Here is a 19,549-nt window from a genome sequence, read left to right on the forward strand (position 1 = left end):
CAATCAAAGATGTCATCACGCCACTTCTCTTTCACTCGCTTGCTGCCGCTCGCGGCATTCGCACTCGCCGCGTGTACGGTCGGCCCCGACTATCGCGGCGCGCCGGATGTCGCATCCGAATCCGTAAAAAGCGGCGCGTTCGTGCGCGCCCCGCTCGAAGGGGTTGCGACGACGCACCCGCCCGCCGCATGGTGGTCCTCGCTCAACGATCCGCAACTGGACGCGCTGATCGACGCCGCACTTGCGCACAATCCCGACCTGAAGATGGCGCAAGCGCGTCTGCGGCAAGCGCGCTCGCAATTGCGCGGGCAGCGCGCCAATGAACTGCCGAAGGTATCGGCTTCCGCGGCGGCGTTACGCATGCGTTCGCCCGATACGTCGATCTTCGGGCAATCGGAAGGCTCGGGCGGCGGCCGCGGCCCGGTCGATTTCTACACCGTGGGCTTCGATGCCTCCTGGGAAATCGACCTCTTCGGCGGCACGCGGCGTGCAATCGAAGCCGCGTCCGGCGAAGCCGATGCCGTCCAGGCCGATCTATCCGACACGCAAGTGTCTCTCGCGGCGGAAGTGGCGTCGGCATATATCGATCTGCGCGATCAGCAGGAGCGTCTCGCGCTCGCGCAGCGCACCGCCGAGTATCAGCAGCAACTGCTGACGCTCACCGAGCAGCGGCGCGCGCGCGGCACGGCGGCCGAGGTCGATGTCGAACGTCTCTCCACGCAGGTCAATACCACGCGCGCGACGCTCGTGCCGTTGCAAGTGCAGATCACGGATTCGCTCGATCAGCTTGCCGTGCTGACCGGCCGCGCGCCCGGCGCACTCGATGCCGAACTCGCGCAGCCCGCGCCGTTGCCAGCGCTGCCCGCATCGGTTTCCATCAGCGACCCCGCGACGATGCTCCAGCAGCGCCCCGACATTCGCGCGGCGGAACGGCGTCTCGCATCGAGCAACGCGCAGATTGGCGAGCACATCGCCGATTATTTCCCGAAGGTGTCCCTGCTCGGCGATATCGGCTTCTCCGCCTCCGACCCCGGCCATTTGTTGCGCAAGCAGAATTTCTCGTGGGTCGGCGTGCCGTATCTGCAATGGAACGTATTCGATTTCGGCCGCACGACCGCGAGCGTCGATGCAGCCGAGGCATCGCGCGACGAAGCCGAGGCGCGTTATGAAAAGACCGTGCTCGCCGCGCTGAAGGACGCGAATTCCGCGCTCTCGCGTTACGGCAATCAGCGCGAACATGTCGTGCGGTTGCAGCAGGTGCAGGCGTCGTCGGAGCGTTCAGCTACGCTCGTGCGTCAACGCTATACGGCGGGTGTATCGACATTGATCGATCTGCTCGATGCGCAGCGCACGCAGTTCGCCGCGCAACAGGACGTGGTCGCGGCGCAGGCTGAATTGTTGAAGGACTACGTTTCGTTGCAAAAGAGTCTTGGACTCGGGTGGCAACAGCGCGACAATCCAAGCTCCTAACCGGAGCTGCGCGCGGCGCTATACTCTCGCGCTTTTCACCCAGCAAGACAGGATTACCGATGAACGCCCTCCCTCCCTGCCCGCAATGCCATTCCGAATTCACTTATGAGGATGGCGGCGTCTACATCTGTCCCGAATGCGCGCACGAATGGAAGGCGCAAGCCGGCGACGCCGCCGAAGCCGCCGCGAAGGTGTATCGCGATTCGGCGGGCAACATCCTTCAGGACGGTGACACGGTGACCGTCATCAAGGACCTGAAGCTGAAGGGCTCGGGCGGCGTCATCAAGATGGGCACGAAGGTCAAGAACATCCGTCTCGTCGATAGCGATCACGATATCGATTGCAAGATCGACGGCTTCGGCGCGATGAGCCTCAAGTCCGAATTCGTCCGCAAAGCATGATCCTGCGATAGAAACCTCGGCGGGCAGTATGTAAAGATGCGTTACGATGCAGTCTTTTCCCTGCCCGGCCCCGCCGTTTAGTTTTGACCGCGTCCGAATTTAAAGCCACCGCACGCGCAGCGCTGACCCAGCTTGCGGCCCGGCTGCGCCCGCATCTGCGGCCCCGCACGCTGCTTCTGCTGCCCGCGTTGTTCCTGCTTTATGTGCTGGTGCTGATTCCGTTCACGCCCGGCATCCGCGACATTCGCAAAGCCAAGGTCGATCAGCCCGCGCAAATCTATTCCGCCGATGGCAGGCTGCTTGCCGAGTTCAAGCCGACGCATCGCGAATGGGTGAGCCTCAAGCAGATATCGCCGAACGTCGTCGATGCGCTCATTGCAACGGAAGACCGGCGCTTTTACGAGCATCACGGCATAGACTGGCGGCGCACCGCATCGGCGGCGCTGCATACGTTCTCGGGAAATCGTCAGGGCGGCTCCACGCTCACGCAACAGCTCGCACGCAATCTGTATCCCGATGAAGTGGGCCGCTCGCAAACGCTCACTCGCAAGCTGAAGGAAGCGATCACAGCGTTCAAGATCGAAGCCGTCTATTCGAAGGACGAGATTCTCGAAACGTATCTGAACACGGTGCCGTTTCTGTATAACGCGTATGGCATCGAAATGGCCGCGCGCACTTACTTCGACAAGTCCGCCGGCCAGCTCGACGTGCTCGAAAGCGCGACGCTCATCGGCATGTTGAAGGGCAACAGCTATTACAACCCCGTCATCAATCCGGAGCGTGCGCTCGACCGGCGCAACATCGTGCTCGGTCAGATGGTGCGATTCGGCCATCTCGCGCCCGCAAAACTCGATGCGCTGAAGAAGCGCCCGCTGCGCATCGACTTCGAGCGGCAGACCGAGGAACCGGGACGCGCGCCGCATTTCGCGCAGCAGTTGCGCAAATGGCTGATCGCGTGGGCGGACGACCACGACTTCAATATCTATTCGGATGGCCTGATCGTCAGGACGACGATCGATTCGCGCCTGCAATCCATGGCGACGCAGTCGCTGATGTTGCAGGGCAATCAGTTGCAGTCGATTGCGAATGCGGCGTGGGGCGGACGTGGCGGCTGCGCGAGCGCGAACGAGGAGCTCGCGCGCGCGTTCATCCGCGAGACGGGCGACTATCGCAAGGCCCGCGACGCCGGCGCGAACGATGCCGATGCGTTGAAGCATTTGATCGCGGATCGCAACTTCATGCGCGCGCTCTGCGAAGAAAAGACGCGCGTGCAGGCTGCGTTTCTCGCACTCGATCCGCGCAACGGCCAGATCAAGGCGTGGGTCGGCAGCCGCGACTTCACGCAGGACCCGTTCGATCACGTCCAGCAAGCGCGCCGCCAGCCCGGTTCCACGTTCAAGCCGTTCGTCTATGGCGCGGCTTTCGAGCGCGGCGCGATGCCGACGGATACGTTCATCGACCAGGACGTGACGATTCCCGTCAAAGGCAACGAGACCTGGCATCCGACCGACGAAGCGCCGCCCAGTGGCCGTGCAGTCAGCTTGCGCGACGGCATCGCGTATTCGAAGAACCGCATCACCGCGCAACTGATGCAGACCGTCGGCCCGGCTCGCGTCGCGCGGCTCGCACGGGACATGGGCGTGCGCGAGAGCCATCTCGACGAAGTGCCTTCGCTCGCGCTCGGCACGAGCCCGGTCACGCTGAAGGAAATGGTGTCGGCGTACGGCACCATCGCGAACGATGGCAATTACATGGAGCCGTTGCTTGTCACGCGCATCGAGAACAAGCAGGGCGAAGTGCTCGCGCAATTCGACAGCACGCCGGAGCGCGCGTTGTCGGTCGATGCGACGCACAAGCTCGTCGATGTGATGCGCGACGTGGTGAACCGCGGCACCGGCACGGCCATTCGCACGCGCTTCGGCATTCGCGCCGATGTCGCCGGCAAGACCGGCACGACGCAGGACAACGCGGACGGCTGGTTCATCCTGATGCATCCGCAACTGGTTGCGGGCGCATGGGTCGGCTTCAACGATAGCCGCGTCACGTTGCGCAGCGACTACTGGGGACAAGGCGCGCATAGCGCGTTGCCGATGGTCGGCGACTTCACGCAACGCGCGTTGCGTTCGCATCTGGTCGATGCGCGTGCGCGCTTCGACATTCAGGCGCCGCCGAGCGCATGGCAGACTTTCACGGCGCGCTTGCGCGGCTGGATCGACGAGAACTTCGGCAAGACACCGAAGCCGACTGTCGCGAAGTCAGGGCAGACCGTCACGCAGAAGCCGGCTCGCGTGAAGCGCGCGCCCGCCGAGCCTGAAGCCGAAGTGACCGAAGAAACGCCGCCGCAGCCGCCGGTGTTTCAGACGATGCCGCCGTTGTTGCCTTCGAGTCCCGAGGCGGCGAGCGCGGCGCCTGCATCGGCGCCCTGAGTCAGCCCTCGGAGAAGCGCTCCGCCCGATAGCGTCCTTTACGCGTGAGCGACGCCGCGCACCTCAGCGACGATGCGCCGATTATCGGGCGGACCTGAAACGGCTCATGCGAATAAAACCAATTCGCTAGCGCTCGCTCGCATAGCGTTGAAGTCCCGCAATGCTTTCATTCAGCTCAGCGACGAGCCGCGCCATCAGCTCGCCGGCCGGCAATTCGCGTGCGAGCGCCGCCGCTTGCCCCGCCCACTGCGCGCCGTAACCGAACTCGCCCTTCGCCTTCGCAGCGGCATGCAGTGCCTTGCCGGCGTCGTAAGTAATGGGATAGTCGGGGTTGCGCGGCGCATCGGCGCTGCGGCCCAGTTCGGTGAACTTGTTGGCGAGGCCGCGCGCCATGCGTCCGGAAATCGCCGCAGTGAAGGCCGTGCGATTCGCGGCATCGCTGAGAATGGCGCGGCGATAACCCGCATCGATCGATGTCTCCGTGCACGGCACGAACGCGGTGCCCAACTGCGCCGCCTGCGCGCCCAATGCGAGCGCAGCCGCGATGCCCGCGCCGTCCATGATGCCGCCCGCGGCAATCACCGGCACGTCGAATTTGCTGGCAAGAAGGCGCGTGAGCGCGAACGTGCCGAGTTCATCGTCGTCGCTGTCGATGTCGAATAGACCGCGATGACCGCCCGCCTCGGTGCCCTGCGCGACGATCGCATCCATGCCCGCATCGGCCAGTTGTTGCGCTTCCCTCACGTTCGTCGCCGATGCGATCAGCGTGATGCCCGCACTGCGCAAAGTGTCGATGGTATCGCTCGACGGCAGTCCGAAATGAAAGCTCACGATAGCGGGCTTCTCTTCGAGAAAGACCTCGAGCATGTCCTTGTCGACGAGGAAGCTCGTGTAGATTTCCCCGAGCGTCTGCGGCGGCTTCGCATCGTACTGTGCGAATAGCGGCGCGAGCCAGTCGATCCATGCCTTCTCGACCGCCTCGTTCGCCTTGGCCGGACGATGACAGAACACGTTGATGTTGAACGGCTTGTCAGTCAGCGCGCGCGTCTCGCGGATGGCCTTGCGCGCGGCTTCAGCGTTCATCGCGCCGACGCCGAGCGAGCCGAGCCCGCCCGCGTTCGATACTGCCGCCGCGAGCGCGGGCGTGCTGACGCCGGCCATCGGCGCCTGAATGATGGGCTTCGTGATGCCGAGCCTTTGCATCAAGGTAGCGGTCATGGAAAGGTCTCTCCTGAAAGCAATGTCATCGCAAAGCATAACGCCCGCTTGTCCATCGTGGAGAAGCGGGCGTCATGTTCATACGTTAAGAGATTACTTCGAAGTCGGCATCACGAATTCCGCGCCCTTCTCGGTGCTTTCCGGCCAGCGCTGCATGATCGACTTCTGCTTCGTATAGAAGCGTACGCCTTCTTCGCCGTAAGCGTGCATGTCGCCGAAGAGCGAACGTTTCCAGCCGCCGAAGCCGTGCCATGCCATCGGCACCGGAATCGGCACGTTGATGCCTACCATGCCCACTTCGATGCGCCGGCCGAACTCACGGGCGACGTGGCCATCGCGTGTGTAGCATGCGACGCCGTTGCCGAACTCGTGCGCGTTGACGAGATCGACGGCTTCGGCGAAGTCCTTCACGCGCACGCACGCGAGCACCGGTCCGAAAATCTCTTCCTTGTAGATGCGCATGTTCGGCGTGACATGATCGAACAGCGTGCCGCCCGTGAAGAAGCCGTCTTCGTGGCCCGCGACCTTCAGGCCGCGCCCGTCGACGACGAGTTGCGCGCCTTCGTCGACACCCATCGCAATATAGCCTTCGATGCGATCCAGCGCGGCGCGCGTGACGATCGGGCCCATTTCCGCATCCGGCTCCATGCCGTTCTTGACGACAAGCTGACGCGCACGTTCGGCAAGACGCGGCACGATCTTGTCGGCGACATCGCCCACGAGCACGGCCACAGAGATCGCCATGCAGCGCTCGCCGGCGGAGCCATAGCCCGCGCCGATCAGTGCGTCGATGGTCTGGTCGATGTCGGCGTCCGGCATCACGACCATATGATTTTTCGCGCCGCCGAGCGCCTGCACGCGTTTGCCGTGCTTCGCGCCCGTTTCGTAGATATAGTTCGCGATCGGCGTGGAGCCGACGAAGCTGATCGCGCGGACATCGGGGTGCTCCAGCAGCGCATCGACGACGACCTTGTCGCCCTGCACGACGTTGAGGATGCCATCGGGCAAGCCGGCTTTCTTCAGCAGATCCGCCATGAACAGCGACGCGGAAGGATCGCGCTCGCTCGGCTTCAGGATGAACGCATTGCCCGCTGCAATCGCGACCGGGAACATCCAGCACGGCACCATGCACGGGAAGTTGAACGGCGTGATGCCCGCGACGATGCCGAGCGGCTGGCGCGTCGTCCAGTTGTCGATGCCGGTGGAAACCTGTTCGGTGTAATCGCCCTTCAGCAGTTGCGGAATGCCGCACGCGAATTCGATCACCTCGATGCCGCGCGTCACTTCGCCCTGCGCATCCGAGAAGACCTTGCCGTGCTCGGCGGTGATGATCGCGGCGAGTGCATCGCGATTCTGATTCATCAGTTCCAGGAAACGCTGCATGACGCGCGCGCGGCGGATCGGCGGCATGTCGCGCCATGCGGGAAACGCAGCCTTCGCGCTGGCGACGGCGGCTTCGACATCCGCGGCTTCGCCCAGCACGAGCTTGCGGGGACGCTCGCCCGTCGCAGGGTTGAAGATCGGCTGCGAGCGCGTGCCCGAGCCGTTCACGCGCTCACCGTGAATGTAGTGAACGACGTCGGCGGTATCGTTGAAGGCTTGCATCTCGTCTCCCGTCTGCGGAATGGGTTGGCAATGTCATCAGTGTAAGAAGCGTTGCGGGCGCTGCAAAGACGCTATGATTGAACTCATTGTTCACGCTGGCAAACAATCGGCGCATGGAAGACGAAAAGATCGAGACGCTCTGGACGCATCTGCACTGGCTGACCGTGCTCGCCGAACAGGGCAGCTACACGGCGGCGGCCGCGCGGCTCGGCGTCAGCAAGGCGGCGATGAGTCAGCGCATCGCCGAACTGGAGCGCGCGGCAGGCGTTCCGCTCGTCACGCGCACGACGCGCAGCGTGCGCTTCACCGAGGCGGGCCGGCGTCTCGTCGATGAAACGCGCGGGCAATACGAGCATATCGCCGCGAGTTTTTCGGGCGTGCGGGAGATGGCGGGCATCGCGCGGGGCCTGATCCGCGTGACCGCGCCGGTCGCGTTCGCGCGGCAGCAATTGACGCCGAAACTCGCGGGCTTTTTGCATGCGCATCCCGAAGTGCGCGTGCAACTGGAAGCATCGGACCGGCTGACGTCGATCGCCACCGAAGGCTTCGATCTGGCCATCCGGCACAGCGCGCACGCGCCGGAGACGCACGTCGCATGGAAGCTGTGCGATACGCACTCGGTCATCGTGGCGACGCGCGCCTACCTGAAACGGCGCGGCACGCCCGCGACGCCCGCCGATCTCGCCGTCCACGATTGCCTGTTTTATCCGCGCACGCAGGCGGCCAGCATCTGGTCGTTCGTGCGCAAGGGGGCGCGCAAGACGGCTTCCGGGCCGTACACGCTCGCGGTGAACGGCGCGTTCTCCGCCAACAACAGCGAGTTGCTCCGCGATGCGGCGCTGGACGATCTCGGCATCGCGCTGCTGCCCGACTTCACCGCGCAAGCGGCCGTGCAGGCGGGCAAACTCGTGGTGCTGTTGCCCGAGTGGCGTCCGGTGGGCGCGTTTGCCGATCAGCTTTACGTCGTGCGTCCCTATGCGCCGCACGTCCCCCGCGCGGTTGCGCTCTTCATCGGATATTTGCGCGAGGCGTTTGCAGGCGGCTTCCCGCTCTCGGTCACGTGACGTAGAGCAGCGCAGCCACCGCCATCAGGCAGGTGCAGGCGTTGAAATAGAAGAACCAGGTAGAGCGAAGCAGGCGGAAACGCAAGGGCTCGTCGCGGCGACGCGGCTCGCCGTGGAATTGCCAGAGATCGAGATAGGTGGTGACGGTACACGAGAGCATCGCGATCGCCGTTATGAAGGATACCGAAATGAATACGGTCCAGGCGAGGTCTTTCATGGCAAGTCGTCGACGATGATTCCGGCACTCGTGCCGTGGCCTGGGACGACCGCGAGCTCGCGGAATACGATCGGCACAATCGTGGTTCGCGTCCCCATGCAAAAAGTATAGGAAGCGAACGAGGGTGCGAGAGATCTGACAAACCCCAGTTAATGATCCGAAGGATTGCGCTTGCCCATGAAAAACGCGCCCCGGAGGGCGCGTTCTTCATACATGCAACGCGAATGCGAGGATTGCAGCCGCAGGCTCAGACCTTCTTGACCGATGCCTCGTAAATCTCGTCGATCGATTCAGCGAGCGTCTTGTCGAACTCGCTATCGCTCATGGACTTCTTCAGCTCGTTGATGAGCGCACGCGAGAAGCTCGCGATCATGCCGTGGTTTTCTGCAAGACGCTTGCATGCATCCGTGCGCGAGTAGCCGCCCGAGAGCGCCACCACGCGCACCACACGCGGATGCTCGATCAGCGGGCGATAGAAATCCGCTTCGTCCGGGATGGTCAGCTTGATCATCACGCGGCTGGATTCCGGCAGCGCGTCGAGGCCTTTCAGCAGTTCGTCGCGCAGAATCTTTTCCGCGCCCTTCTTGTCCGGGCTCTTGATCGAAACTTCCGGCTCGAGGATCGGCACGAGACCTTGCGCGATGATCTGCTCGCCCACTTCGATCTGCTGCTTCACCACCGCCGCGATGCCCTTCTCCGACGCCTGATGGATCACCGAGCGCATCTTCGTGCCGAACACGCCGAGCTTGGCCGCGCGCTGGAGCAGTTCGTCGAGGCCGGGATTCGGCTTCATGATCTGCACGCCATCGGCTTCGGCTTCGAGCCCCTTGTCGACCTTCAGGAACGGCACGACGCCACGGTCTTCCCACAGGAACGTCGGCACCGGTTTGCCTTCGGCTTCACCGTCCATCGTGCGCTCGAACAGGATCGCGCCGATGACCTTCTCGCCCGTGAAGGCCGGCGCGGTCATGATGCGCACGCGCATTTCATGCATCAGCTTGAACATCTCGGCTTCGCCGTTGTAGGCGTCGTCCGCAATTCCGTATTGGCGCAGCGCGCCGGGTGTCGAACCGCCGCTTTGATCCAGAGCGGCGATGAAACCCTGCTTCTCCGCCATCTGCGCCAGCATCTTTTCGTTAGCCACGAGCATTTCCTCCTCAAAGTTCAAACGCCGGACCGCACGCGCGGTGCGTGTCCGGGCTTCTGGTTCAACTTTCTTGAGTTTACAGGTTTTGGCGCGCGCAACTCTCGTGCATATCCGCCATTTGCCCGGCGATTTGGCTAGAAAAGGCGTGAATGACGTTCAGGACACGGCGGATTGAAGGTCGCCGGCGGGCGGGGCGGATCGCCAGAGCGCGGATGCGGCGCGGCGCAGCAGCGAAGGAGCGCGCTTCGCGGCGTCGGCCGTGTCCGGAGCTTGCGCGGGCAGCGTGGGCGGCGGCGCCAGCGCCTCGCGTGCATTGCCGCATCGCTCGTTGAGCTGGCGGCGCGTGACGGGATCGTCGATGAGCGATATCGACAATCCGCGCTCGAATTGCAGCGTGTACGCGATGTCGCCGAAGTGCTCGTAGCGGCCGCTATCGGCCAGTTCGAACGCCAGCGTGACGGTGCGCTGGCGCTTCCATGCGTCGAGATCGTCGTGACCGGTGCTCACCTGTGCCTCGCGACGGCAATGAGATGGCAACGATGGTAGCCCGGCCGTCGCGCGGTTTCGGTTGTGCCGTCACAACACGCGAACAAAAAGTCTGAAGGAAAACCGACCGTTCGTCCGCCAGTTACCACGCGCCCGCAATGCCCAGCACCGCGCGGTTGAACGCGCCCGGACTCGCGACATTCATGCCGTGCGACGCCCCTGCCATCGTCTGGCGGTCGGCAAATTCGATCCACTCGGCGAGCTTGTCGACATTGTTGCGGAACATGCGCGGGCTTTTTTGACCGTCGATGAGCAGCGTGCGGCATTTGATGTCGCGCGCCGCCTCGCGGGTGTAGGCGGGCAACGGATCGCGGAATTGCTTCGGCAGCGTGAGCGCGTTATCGAGCGCCATGCGGCGGAAGCTCTCCGTGCTCTTTTGCCAGAAGCCGGGCATGCTGACCGAATCGACGAACATTTCGAGGCCGGTGTCGAAATCGCCTTGTTCAATCAGTTCCGCGACGCGCGAGCGCAGCGCGTTGGTCGCGGGCGGCAGCGCGGCGGGCGCGGCCTGCGCCGATGTCTGCAGCGGACCGCCGGGGTCCGCGAGCGTCAGTGTCTTGACGAGGCGCGGATACTCGCGCGCCAGATGGAACGCGATGCAGCCGCCGCGCGAATGGCCGACGAGGTGCACCGGCGCAATATCCATCGCGACGATGAACTCGGCCATCTCCTCGACGTGCGCGCGCCAGCCGAATTCGCCCTGCACGAAGGCGTCGACGGCGGGCCAATAGTGGCTCAGGCTCGGCGCGATCGCGCGGAAGTGCTGGCCGAGGGGCGCGAGTTGCGCGCTCCAGTAGCGGTAATCGCACAGCGAGCCGTGCACGAAGACGAGCGGCTCGCCTTCGCCACATTCGACATAAGGCACGGACACTCCCGACGCGGTCGTCGCGAACGAGGGTTCGGGCATGGCTTGCACGGCGGCGAGGACAGCGGGATCGGTACGCGCGTTCATCGGTAGGCTCCTTTCCTGCACTATGCCGCCCGGCGACCTAAAAGAAAATCGCATAATATTGATAGGATCGTTCAGTTTTTCTGATAGCAAACCTCGCCCTACCTTCCATGAAAGCACTCGACCTCGACGTCCTCTCGATGATCATCGCCGTCGCGGACACCGGCAGCATCAGCCGCGCGGCGGAATTGGTGCATCGCTCGCAATCGGCGGTGAGCATGCAGATCAAGACGCTGGAGACCGCGCTCGGCAAGGCGCTCTTCGTGCGCAAGCCGCGCAGCGTGGTGCCGACGCAAGACGGCGAAGTGCTGCTCACCTACGCGCGCCGGATGATCGCGCTGCGCGACGAAGCGTGGGCGGCGGTCGTCCGGCCGGACGTGACCGGGCGCGTGGTGATCGGCGTGCCGGACGATTACGCGTCGTCGCTGTTCCCGCCGATCCTCAAGAAATTCTCGGCGACGTATCCCAAGGTCGAAATACAAGTGGTCGGCTTGCCGAGCGTCGCGCTCGCGCCGATGCTGAAGGACGGCGACGTCGATCTGGTCTGCGCGACGCGCGTCAAGGGCATCTCCGGCGAATTCCTGCGTCACGAACCGATGGTCTGGGCCGCAGCGCCCGGCGCGACGGACATCTGGCGCGAACGGCCGCTGCCGATTGCCGTGTTCCTGCCGGGCAGCGTCGCACGCGAGAACGCGATCCGCAGTCTGGAGCGGGCGCGCATCGCCTATCGCACGTCTTACGAGAGTCCGAGCCTGCTCGGTCTGCTGACGATGGCGGAAGCCGGGCTCGCCGTCACGCCGCTCGCCAAATGCGCGGTGCCGTCGCACTTCACGCTGCTCGGGCAGGCGCAAGGGCTGCCGGAAATCGCCGCGCTCGAGGTGGTGCTCGCGCGCAGCGCGGCATCGCAACGGCCGCCCTGCGATTTTCTGGCGGAGCGGATTATCGCGGAATTGCGCCGTTAAGCGCCGATCCGATCGCATTCATTCGGCGCGACACCCACGCGCGCAGCATGCGATTCGACCCGACGAGCGGCATCGACGTCGCCATGATGCGATACACGTCGTTGCGGCGAACCTTGGAGATGCGCGCAGGATCGAGCCACGCGTCGTTGCGGGCGAGCAGCACGAGCGTGTCCAGCCCGATCATGATCGGCCACAGACACGCGAGCCGAAGCCGCACGGCGCGCGAGGGGATCGCGAGCGTGTAGTCGAGCGCATCCTGAAACAGCGGCAAGGTTGCGCGCAGCAGGTCGGCAAGTACGGGCCGCGCACGCAACGATGCGTGCGCCGCAAGAAGATCGCGCGGCGCGAGATCATGACGCGCCAGCGTGTCGGCGGGCAGGTAGCACCGGCCGATGCGCAGATCCCGTGCGCAATCGCGCAGCACGTTGGTCATCTGCAGCGCCTTGCCGAAGCGCACGCCGCGGGCGAGCATCACATCGGGTTCGGTCCGGATGAGGCCGGGCATGTGCGCGAAGGTCATCTTCGTCCAGAACTCGCCGACGCATCCCGCGACGAGATACGTGTAACGGTCGAGTTCGTCGAACCGTTGGAGCGCGGCGATCTGGCCGGAGGTTTCGTCCGGGAACGTCCGCAAGTCGAACTCCATGCCGGTGCTGAGCGTGGTCACGATGTCGCGCACGGCGGCGGTATCGGCAGCGCTGAGGTCGTTCAGAATCGACAGCGCCGGTCCCAGCGATTCCAGCAGCACGCGTTCATCCGGCTGCGCCTGCCGCCCGGCGACTTCATCGGCGATGCGGGCGAGCGCGCCATCGTCCGGCGCACCGTTCACTTGCGCGCGCAACGACAGCAGCAGGTCCAGCCGGCGCGCCGGCGTCACCAGCGAGGTGTCTGCGATGGTGTCCGCGGCGCGCGCGAGCAGATAGGCGAGCCCGATGGGATCGCGCATCGCGGGCGGCAAGATGCGCAGCGTCAGATAGAAAGACCGCGAAACGCTTTTCAGGAGCGGGCCGAGAAGAAAGGCCCGGGGCGATGGATTCATGTGTCGGATTGGATGACGCGGCAGGGCGCGGGTCTTGTGCCGCCGCATTGTATCCGTCCGATGGCCGTCGAGCCGGGCGCCTACGCTCGCGCCCGCGCGCTGTGAGGCCGGCCATACGCGAGACGCAGCTTCACCGGCTTGGTCGTCGTTTTTGCGCGATGAATGCGCGGCTTGTTCGACGCGGCGGCGGGCGACGCAATCTTCAGCCTCACCGGCTCGACCGGTTCGAGCACGACGCGGGCGTGCCCCGCATTGCGCAGGCCAAGCTGGCTCGCGGCGGCGAACGACAGGTCGATCGCGCGCCCTTTGACGAACGGGCCACGGTCGTTGATGCGCACGATCACCGAGCGCGTCTTCGACGCGTTGCTCACGCGCACATACGATCCGAGCGGCAACGTGCGATGCGCGGCGGTCAGCGCGTGCATGTCGTAGCGCTCGCCGCTTGCTGTGCGACGCCCCTGGAATTCGCTGCTGTAGAACGACGCCTCCACGAATTCCGGCCGTTTCGCTGCCGCGTCGCCGGGTGCGGCCGGGGCCGATACATCGGCCGGCGATGCCGCTACCGCCGACGCTTCCGGCGCTTCCCGCGCGTCCCGTGGCTCGCCCTCAGACGGCTCAGGCGCCGCAGGCGCACTCACTGGCCGGTGCGCGGCGCATCCGTTGAGCGCGACGAGCGCGCCGACGGATGCGAGACCCGCCGCGCGGGCGCGCCGGATGAATGCGTTTGGAACCATGAACGAACTTCTCCCGGTAATACCGATTCACCGTGAAACGGTTCGCCCATAACGCCGGCCCGCCATCGAAGTTGACCACGCGCGCCCAAATTTGACTCAACTTGACACAAGCACCGCGCGGCTTACGAATAGTTCAGCTTCGGATACCAGTCCGTGCCGCGTCCTTCCGGCGTCATGTCGAGCACGGTCCAGAGCGGCATCGGATCGGGCGCGCCGCGCGGATCTTCGCCGGGGTCGGCTGTCGCGAAGTCCATTTCACCGCTCCAGAAGTGGCGGATCACGCCGTGGCGCCGAGTGAACACGTTGAGCGCGGGTTCGTCGCCGCCTTCTTTCGAGATCGCGTAATAGTCGCGGCTGAAGTTGCCGTTGGTGTCGGAATACAGCTTCAGGTCGCGCCAGCCGCGCTCTTCCTTGAACGCGACGAGCTTGGCGAGCGGCGAGCGCGCGATGACCGCGAGCGCCACACGTTGCTCGATATCGCGCGCCTCGCCTTCCCATGCCGACAGCAGCGACGTGCACATCGGGCAGGGCCGCTCGCGCTGCGGTCCGAACATGTAGCTGTAAGTGACGAGCGTTTGCTTGTCGCCGAACAGGCCGGCGATGTCGACGGGACCGCGCTCGCCCTCGAACAGGTAATCGCCCGTGACTTCGCCGCCGGGCGGCAAGGCGCGCCGCATCCGCGCGACGCGCTCGATATGCCGCCGCAATTCGATTTCTTCCGCCAGCAGCGCGACGCGCGCCCGCCGATAGTCGGCGCTTTCATTCGGAAAGGTCATCGTCGCCCGCGCCGCGAGTTCGGCTGCGGGAACGAGTGAAGGTGTCGATGTCATGCGTGTTCTCCCGTGTTGAGAAACGTCAGTCGCGATCCGGCGCACCCGGCGGAAACAATCGCCGATACGGCCGCGCCTCGTCCACCGCCCGCGCGAACGACGGCCGCGCGAGAAGCCGTTTGCGATACGCGATCACGTTCGGATACGCATCCCCGATGCGATGGGTCCAGTCGGCATAGAACAGGAACGGTGCGGCGGCGCAATCCGCGAGGCTGAACGCATCGCCGGCGGCCCATTCCCGCGTCGACATGAGGCGGTCGAGATACGCGTACGACGTGTCGAGCATCGCGCGGGCGTCGGCGACGCCGCGTGGATCGCGCTCGCTCTCTGCTCGCATGCAATCGAAGACGATTTTCTGCTGCGGGGTCGACACGTAGTTATCGAAGAAGCGGTCCATCCAGCGCACGTCGAGCGCGGCGCGCGGATCGGCGGGAATCAGGCGCACCGGCCCCGGATGAAACAGGTCGAGGTACTCGATGATGATCGTCGCTTCGATCACCGGCCTGCCGTCATCGACGATGACGGGGAAGCGCTTCATCGGCCAAAGCTCGGCGAGTTCGCGCATGGACTGCGGCGTTTCGGGCGTGAGCGGACGCCATTCGAACGGCGTGGCGTTCTCGTACAGCGCGATCAGCACCTTCTGGCAATACGATGAAAACGGATGCGCATAGAGGCTCAGGGTCATCAGACGATCTCCTTGAAGTGCGGCGGTTTTATCGCCGGCTTGATGGACGACGATCGGCGCGGCGGCGAATCGACGTTATCCGGCGCGAATCAATGACTTCTTGTTGTGCGGTGCGGAAATGCAATGCGGCTGCCGTTCGATTGTCGCGGCAGGGCCGCTCTGCTAAGTTGGCGGGTGCGGCTGTCGCTCGGATGAGATTCAACCCCCAATGAGTCGAGGCGATCAATGATGCGTATAGAGAAGATAAGACTCGTCATCGCAGACGGGCAACCCGCGTTGCTGACAGGGCTGCAAGCATGGTTCGAAGCGCGCGGGCGTTATTGCATTGCGGCGAGCGCGAAAAGCCCCGGTCAATTGCTTGCGCAGATCGATGATGCAAGGGGCGACGTGATCATCATCGGCGACGCGCTCGGCGACAGCCACGAGGTTCTGCGCGCGCTGCGGGAACGGCATCCGCATACGCCGGTGGTCGTGCTCACATCGGAGTTCGATCCGCGCACGCTGCTCGCGATGCAGCATGCAGGCGCACGCGGCATCGCGAGCACGCGCGACGAACTGAGCGAACTCGGGAGAACGTGCGATCGCGTGCTATCGGGGGCGGAAGGCGTCGTTTCGCGGCGGATCGCGGGGTTTCTGCAGGCGACGGATGAGCGTGTCGTTCGCCAGGCGTTCGATGCGAATGCGGTCTACGGCCGTGTTCGCACAAGAGCGAGGCCGTTCAGCGCCATCACCTGATTGCGGGCGGATTTTCGTCGACTGTTCGCTGAGCGTCGATCGATTACATCGTGTCGAAGCGATCGCCGTAGTTCGGCAGCATCAGAACGTGGCCGGCGGACGTTTCCTTGATCGCGGAGGCATAACGTTCCCGTGATAGCGATGAGAAGCGAAGGCGCGACTTCGCTGGAGCGTCCGCCGCACAACCTTGCGGTCGAAAGCCGTGATATTCGGATTCGGCGATCGGCGTTCCGTATGCAAGCACAGCCGTCGGAACTGCCAAAGCACGCGCTCGAAGCCGTCAGCCACAGCTCGCGGCTCGCTGCGCGTCCATCACGATACTGAAGAATGACTCAGCACGGCGGTTTCGTCGTCCGGGACGTCGCTTGAGACTTACACCCGTATGCCCCACAAGCGCGACTAGCAACATAGCCGCAACGCCCCGCTCCGCCAGCAAGGATGCGTCAACTTCGCTAGGATGCTCGCTGGACTTCTTTCCCAGGCGCGCGCCGCCGCTCCAACCCACTCGATCATGCCCACGCCGCCTCATGCCATCGGTTTCACGCTCGATCCGCTCGACCGCATGTCCGACAAACGCGATGACGAAGCATTCGTCGCCCGCCTTCGCGACGATCCCGCCACGCGCTTTCTGCTCTTTCTGAAGGACGTGCCGCTGTTCAAGCGCACTCAGGGCCACGATGCGCTTTTCGGCGCGCAAGAAGCCGCGAAGTTCGGCACGCCGATTCAAACCGTCCTGCTGGGCCGCGACACGGACGGACGCGCGCTCTTCGCCTGCGCGCTCGACACCAGCGCCGAAACCGCAGCCAGCGCGCTCGAAGCGGTGCCGGTCGAAGCGATAGAGCTGCGGCCCGTCGCGATGCAGGGACTCGTCGACGCGCCCATCGTCAGCGCGCTGGGCGAAGCCCGTTCGATGCTCGACTGGCATCGCCGGCATCGTTTCTGCGCGAACTGCGGCCACCCGACCGACGACGCCGGCGCGGGCTGGCGGCGCATCTGCGGCAACTGCCGGGCGCAGCATTTTCCGCGCGTCGATCCCGTCGTCATCATGCTCGTCACCGATGGCGAGCGCTGCCTGCTCGGCCGCCAGCCGCAATTCGCGCCGGGAATGTATTCGGCGCTCGCGGGCTTCATCGAGCCGGGGGAGACGTTCGAGCATGCGGTGTATCGGGAAGTGCTCGAAGAAGCTGGCATTCGCTGCTCGGATGTGCGTTACTTCGCGTCGCAGCCGTGGCCGTTCCCTTCATCGCTGATGATCGGCTGTTTCGCGCGGGCAACGGACACCGAGATTCGCATCGACGAGAAGGAACTGGAGGATGCGCGCTGGTTCACGCGCGCGGAGGTCGCCGCTATGCTCGACGGCACGCACGCGGACGGACTGTCCGCGCCGAAGCCGTTTGCGATCGCGCATCATTTGTTGAGAAGTTTCGTGGAGGGGACGGGCGAGTGACGCTGCGACTCGGGCCGTTTCGCCACCCTGAATGCGGGCGTTCTGTGCGATTTGATGCTGCGCAACGCGTATTCTGTTCGCCCTTCAGCACCCTCCCCGCAGTCGACTAGAAAACCGCGCGACGCCGAACTGACCCGGCATCGCGCGGACGCACGCGCTGCCTGCAACTTACGGCGCCGCGACGCCCTGCGTCCTGGCGGCGTACTGCGTATAGAAGGAAGACTCCGCCCAGGCCGGCGCCGCCGCCCGCGAGAAGTCGGTGCCGGCGATTCCGTCGCATCGACCGGAGCGGCCGCAGCACATTGCGTGCGTTGCGCTATCCCCCGTCCGATGACCGTAATTTGCCGATGCAACGGAGCAATGCGTGCTTCAAGCCTCGACGCGGCCCGCCTCACTCGCCTGCGCTTCCGTATCGCGATCCTTCCGCGCCGACCAGTACTCGGTCCGCACACCGATGTCATCGGAAACGAACGGACCGCCGCGCGTGGCCCGATAATGCGCGAGCGCCTTGTACACGAGCCCTTGCCCGAGCAGCACGATCGGCACGTTGAGCAGCACCATCACGATGTTCATCAGATCCGACAGCGCCCAGAGGTTCGGCAGTTCGAGCCCCGCGAGCACGGTCAGCGCGCCGAACGGCACGAACACGAGCGACCCCAGCACGCGTATACCGGCGATGAAGCGCGAGCTGCGCGAGATGTAATTCGCCGATATTTCGGCGAACGAAATCATGCCGAGCAGCGTCGTGAACGCGAAGAGGCCATAGCAGACGCACATCACGATGCGAATCAGGTCGCCGGCCCACGCCGGCACGAGCGCCTCCACCGACGCCAGATACACGGTGATCTTCGACGCACGCACCGATTCCCACGCCTGACCATCGACGGTGCCGGTCCAGACGTGCGCCATCACGACGATGAAGCCGGTCATCGTGCAGATGACCATCGTATCGAAGAACACGCCGAGGCTTTGCACGAAGCCCTGTTCGCAAGGGTGATCGTTATCGGCGATGGCGGCGGCCATCGTAATCGTGCCCTGCCCCGCTTCGTTCGACATCAGCCCGCGTTTGACGCCCTGCGCGAGCGCCGTGCCGATCGCGCCGCCGAACAACGCATGCGGTGCGAACGCGCCGACCACGACTTCGTGAAAGAAGTAAGGAATCAGCGGCAGATTGATAAGGATGATGACGAGCGACATCACGCAGAAGAGCGTCGCCTTGATCGGCACGAGGACATCGGTATACGCGGTCACGCGGCGAATGCCGCCCATAATGATGAACGCGCACGCCAGCACGAGCCCGGCCGCGATGAAGTAATACACGGTCGATTGCCGCGCGAGATGCGCACCGGCCACCGTATCGGCGATGGTGCCGATCGCCGTGAACACGTTGAACGTTTGCGGCGGCACGTTGAACAACGCATAAACGATGAACACGAGCGACAGGAACGTGCCGACGAAGCGCCGTCCGCCGAGAATGCGTCGTCCATAGAAGGGCAGACCGCCGACGAATTCGTCCTGCTTCTTCTCCTTGAACAATTGCGCGAGCGTCGATTCCATGAAGGCCGTCGCCATGCCGAAGAAGGCGGCGACCCACATCCAGAACAGCGCGCCCGGCCCGCCGACCGAGATCGCGCCCGTGATGCCGACGATGTTGCCCGGTCCCGCGCGCATCGCGAGTCCGAGCATGAACGACGCGAGCGCGCTCACGCCCGTATTCGACGATTGCCTGCGCAGCATGATGCGCACGATCTTGCCGGCGTTCATCGTCTGGATGAAACGCGTGCGGATCGTGAAGTGAATGCCGACACCGACCAGCAGCAGGATCGCGAATGGAAACTGCCCGAGCACCGGGAGTCGCGAGTACGCCTTGATGTTGGTGGGGAAGTCCCAGAGAAAGTCCGAGACGGGCGCGATGAACGCAAAGAACGCGTTCACGGATTGGAAAAGGTCATCCACGCGGGGCCTTGCTTGTTGCTTCGAGCTGTTTGCAGCAGGAGTTCGGATTAGAAAAAACCCGATTCGAAGGAACCGGGTCCAGTGCCAGTGCGCGTCATCGGAGGCGCGGGCGCGTATT

Annotated in this window: 18 protein-coding genes; 7 read left to right on the plus strand and 11 right to left on the minus strand. The window is 64.4% G+C overall.

The genetic code is table 11. The annotated features are described in order from the left end of the window. The first annotated feature begins 9 nt into the window (after nt 1–9). From AB6804_RS06145 to AB6804_RS06155, 3 genes are all read left to right on the plus strand, one after another. Nucleotides 10–1,470 (plus strand): efflux transporter outer membrane subunit, encoded by a 1,461-nt coding sequence (locus AB6804_RS06145; RefSeq protein ID WP_370885940.1) that lies wholly within the window; start codon nt 10–12, stop codon nt 1,468–1,470. Between the two features lie 59 nt (nt 1,471–1,529). Beyond that, nucleotides 1,530–1,871, plus strand: coding sequence for a zinc ribbon domain-containing protein YjdM (locus tag AB6804_RS06150; RefSeq protein WP_244796782.1), 342 nt, complete (start codon nt 1,530–1,532; stop codon nt 1,869–1,871). 83 nt (nt 1,872–1,954) lie between these two features. Further along, nucleotides 1,955–4,297, plus strand: coding sequence for a penicillin-binding protein 1A (locus tag AB6804_RS06155; protein ID WP_370885697.1), 2,343 nt, complete (start codon nt 1,955–1,957; stop codon nt 4,295–4,297). A gap of 126 nt (nt 4,298–4,423) precedes the next feature. Here the strand turns inward: AB6804_RS06155 and AB6804_RS06160 are convergent, their stop codons facing one another. Both AB6804_RS06160 and AB6804_RS06165 read right to left on the minus strand, forming a co-directional pair. Continuing rightward, entirely contained in the window at nt 4,424–5,515 is a 1,092-nt protein-coding gene (locus tag AB6804_RS06160) for an NAD(P)H-dependent flavin oxidoreductase (protein ID WP_370885698.1), read from the minus strand. Nucleotides 5,516–5,608: 93 nt separating this feature from the next. Beyond that, nucleotides 5,609–7,120, minus strand: a complete 1,512-nt coding sequence (locus AB6804_RS06165) for a CoA-acylating methylmalonate-semialdehyde dehydrogenase (protein WP_370885699.1) — start codon at nt 7,118–7,120, stop codon at nt 5,609–5,611. A gap of 113 nt (nt 7,121–7,233) precedes the next feature. Here AB6804_RS06165 and AB6804_RS06170 point away from each other — a divergent pair, with 113 nt between their 5' ends. After that, nucleotides 7,234–8,184, plus strand: coding sequence for a LysR family transcriptional regulator (locus AB6804_RS06170; protein WP_370885700.1), 951 nt, complete (start codon nt 7,234–7,236; stop codon nt 8,182–8,184). Here AB6804_RS06170 and AB6804_RS06175 read toward each other — a convergent pair. The 4 genes from AB6804_RS06175 to AB6804_RS06190 form a co-directional block, all read right to left on the minus strand. After that, nucleotides 8,177–8,401, minus strand: a complete 225-nt coding sequence (locus AB6804_RS06175) for a hypothetical protein (RefSeq protein ID WP_370885701.1) — start codon at nt 8,399–8,401, stop codon at nt 8,177–8,179. The genes AB6804_RS06170 and AB6804_RS06175 overlap by 8 nt on opposite strands. Nucleotides 8,402–8,648: 247 nt before the next feature. Then, the gene (locus tag AB6804_RS06180) at nt 8,649–9,551 is read right to left on the minus strand and encodes a fructose bisphosphate aldolase (protein ID WP_370885702.1); all 903 of its coding nucleotides are present in this window, start codon (nt 9,549–9,551) and stop codon (nt 8,649–8,651) included. Nucleotides 9,552–9,704: 153 nt separating this feature from the next. After that, nucleotides 9,705–10,055 (minus strand): hypothetical protein, encoded by a 351-nt coding sequence (locus tag AB6804_RS06185; protein WP_370885703.1) that lies wholly within the window; start codon nt 10,053–10,055, stop codon nt 9,705–9,707. A gap of 121 nt (nt 10,056–10,176) precedes the next feature. After that, on the minus strand, nt 10,177–11,046 hold the full coding sequence (locus AB6804_RS06190; RefSeq protein WP_370885704.1) for an alpha/beta fold hydrolase: 870 nt from the start codon (nt 11,044–11,046) through the stop codon (nt 10,177–10,179). Between the two features lie 107 nt (nt 11,047–11,153). On the opposite strand from AB6804_RS06190, the gene AB6804_RS06195 reads away from it, so the two are divergent. Beyond that, nucleotides 11,154–12,005 (plus strand): LysR substrate-binding domain-containing protein, encoded by an 852-nt coding sequence (locus tag AB6804_RS06195; RefSeq protein ID WP_370885705.1) that lies wholly within the window; start codon nt 11,154–11,156, stop codon nt 12,003–12,005. On the opposite strand, the gene AB6804_RS06200 is transcribed toward AB6804_RS06195, so the two are convergent. The 4 genes from AB6804_RS06200 to AB6804_RS06215 all read right to left on the minus strand — a co-directional run bounded on the left by AB6804_RS06200 (nt 11,983) and on the right by AB6804_RS06215 (nt 15,293). Continuing rightward, nucleotides 11,983–13,044 carry a phytoene/squalene synthase family protein gene (locus AB6804_RS06200; RefSeq protein ID WP_370885706.1) on the minus strand — a complete coding sequence of 354 codons (1,062 nt, stop codon included), beginning with the start codon at nt 13,042–13,044 and terminating at the stop codon, nt 11,983–11,985. The two genes, AB6804_RS06195 and AB6804_RS06200, sit on opposite strands and share 23 nt — an antisense overlap. An 80-nt stretch (nt 13,045–13,124) precedes the next feature. After that, nucleotides 13,125–13,778, minus strand: coding sequence for a septal ring lytic transglycosylase RlpA family protein (locus AB6804_RS06205; protein ID WP_370885707.1), 654 nt, complete (start codon nt 13,776–13,778; stop codon nt 13,125–13,127). A gap of 122 nt (nt 13,779–13,900) precedes the next feature. Further along, nucleotides 13,901–14,608: a DUF899 family protein gene (locus AB6804_RS06210; protein WP_370885708.1), complete on the minus strand. Its 708-nt coding sequence runs from the start codon at nt 14,606–14,608 to the stop codon at nt 13,901–13,903. 25 nt (nt 14,609–14,633) lie between these two features. Next, the gene (locus tag AB6804_RS06215) at nt 14,634–15,293 is read right to left on the minus strand and encodes a glutathione S-transferase family protein (RefSeq protein ID WP_244796766.1); all 660 of its coding nucleotides are present in this window, start codon (nt 15,291–15,293) and stop codon (nt 14,634–14,636) included. 225 nt (nt 15,294–15,518) lie between these two features. Between AB6804_RS06215 and AB6804_RS06220 the strand changes: the two genes are divergently transcribed. Both AB6804_RS06220 and nudC read left to right on the plus strand, forming a co-directional pair. Continuing rightward, entirely contained in the window at nt 15,519–16,028 is a 510-nt protein-coding gene (locus tag AB6804_RS06220) for a response regulator (RefSeq protein WP_370885709.1), read from the plus strand. A gap of 511 nt (nt 16,029–16,539) precedes the next feature. Continuing rightward, nucleotides 16,540–17,475, plus strand: a complete 936-nt coding sequence (gene nudC / locus AB6804_RS06225; protein WP_370885710.1) for an NAD(+) diphosphatase — start codon at nt 16,540–16,542, stop codon at nt 17,473–17,475. 369 nt (nt 17,476–17,844) lie between these two features. On the opposite strand, the gene AB6804_RS06230 is transcribed toward nudC, so the two are convergent. After that, nucleotides 17,845–19,431 (minus strand): alanine/glycine:cation symporter family protein, encoded by a 1,587-nt coding sequence (locus AB6804_RS06230; protein WP_370885711.1) that lies wholly within the window; start codon nt 19,429–19,431, stop codon nt 17,845–17,847. Nucleotides 19,432–19,549 lie beyond the last annotated feature (118 nt).

Source organism: Caballeronia sp. RCC_10 (genome assembly GCF_041360715.1).
Classification (GTDB): domain Bacteria; phylum Pseudomonadota; class Gammaproteobacteria; order Burkholderiales; family Burkholderiaceae; genus Caballeronia; species Caballeronia grimmiae.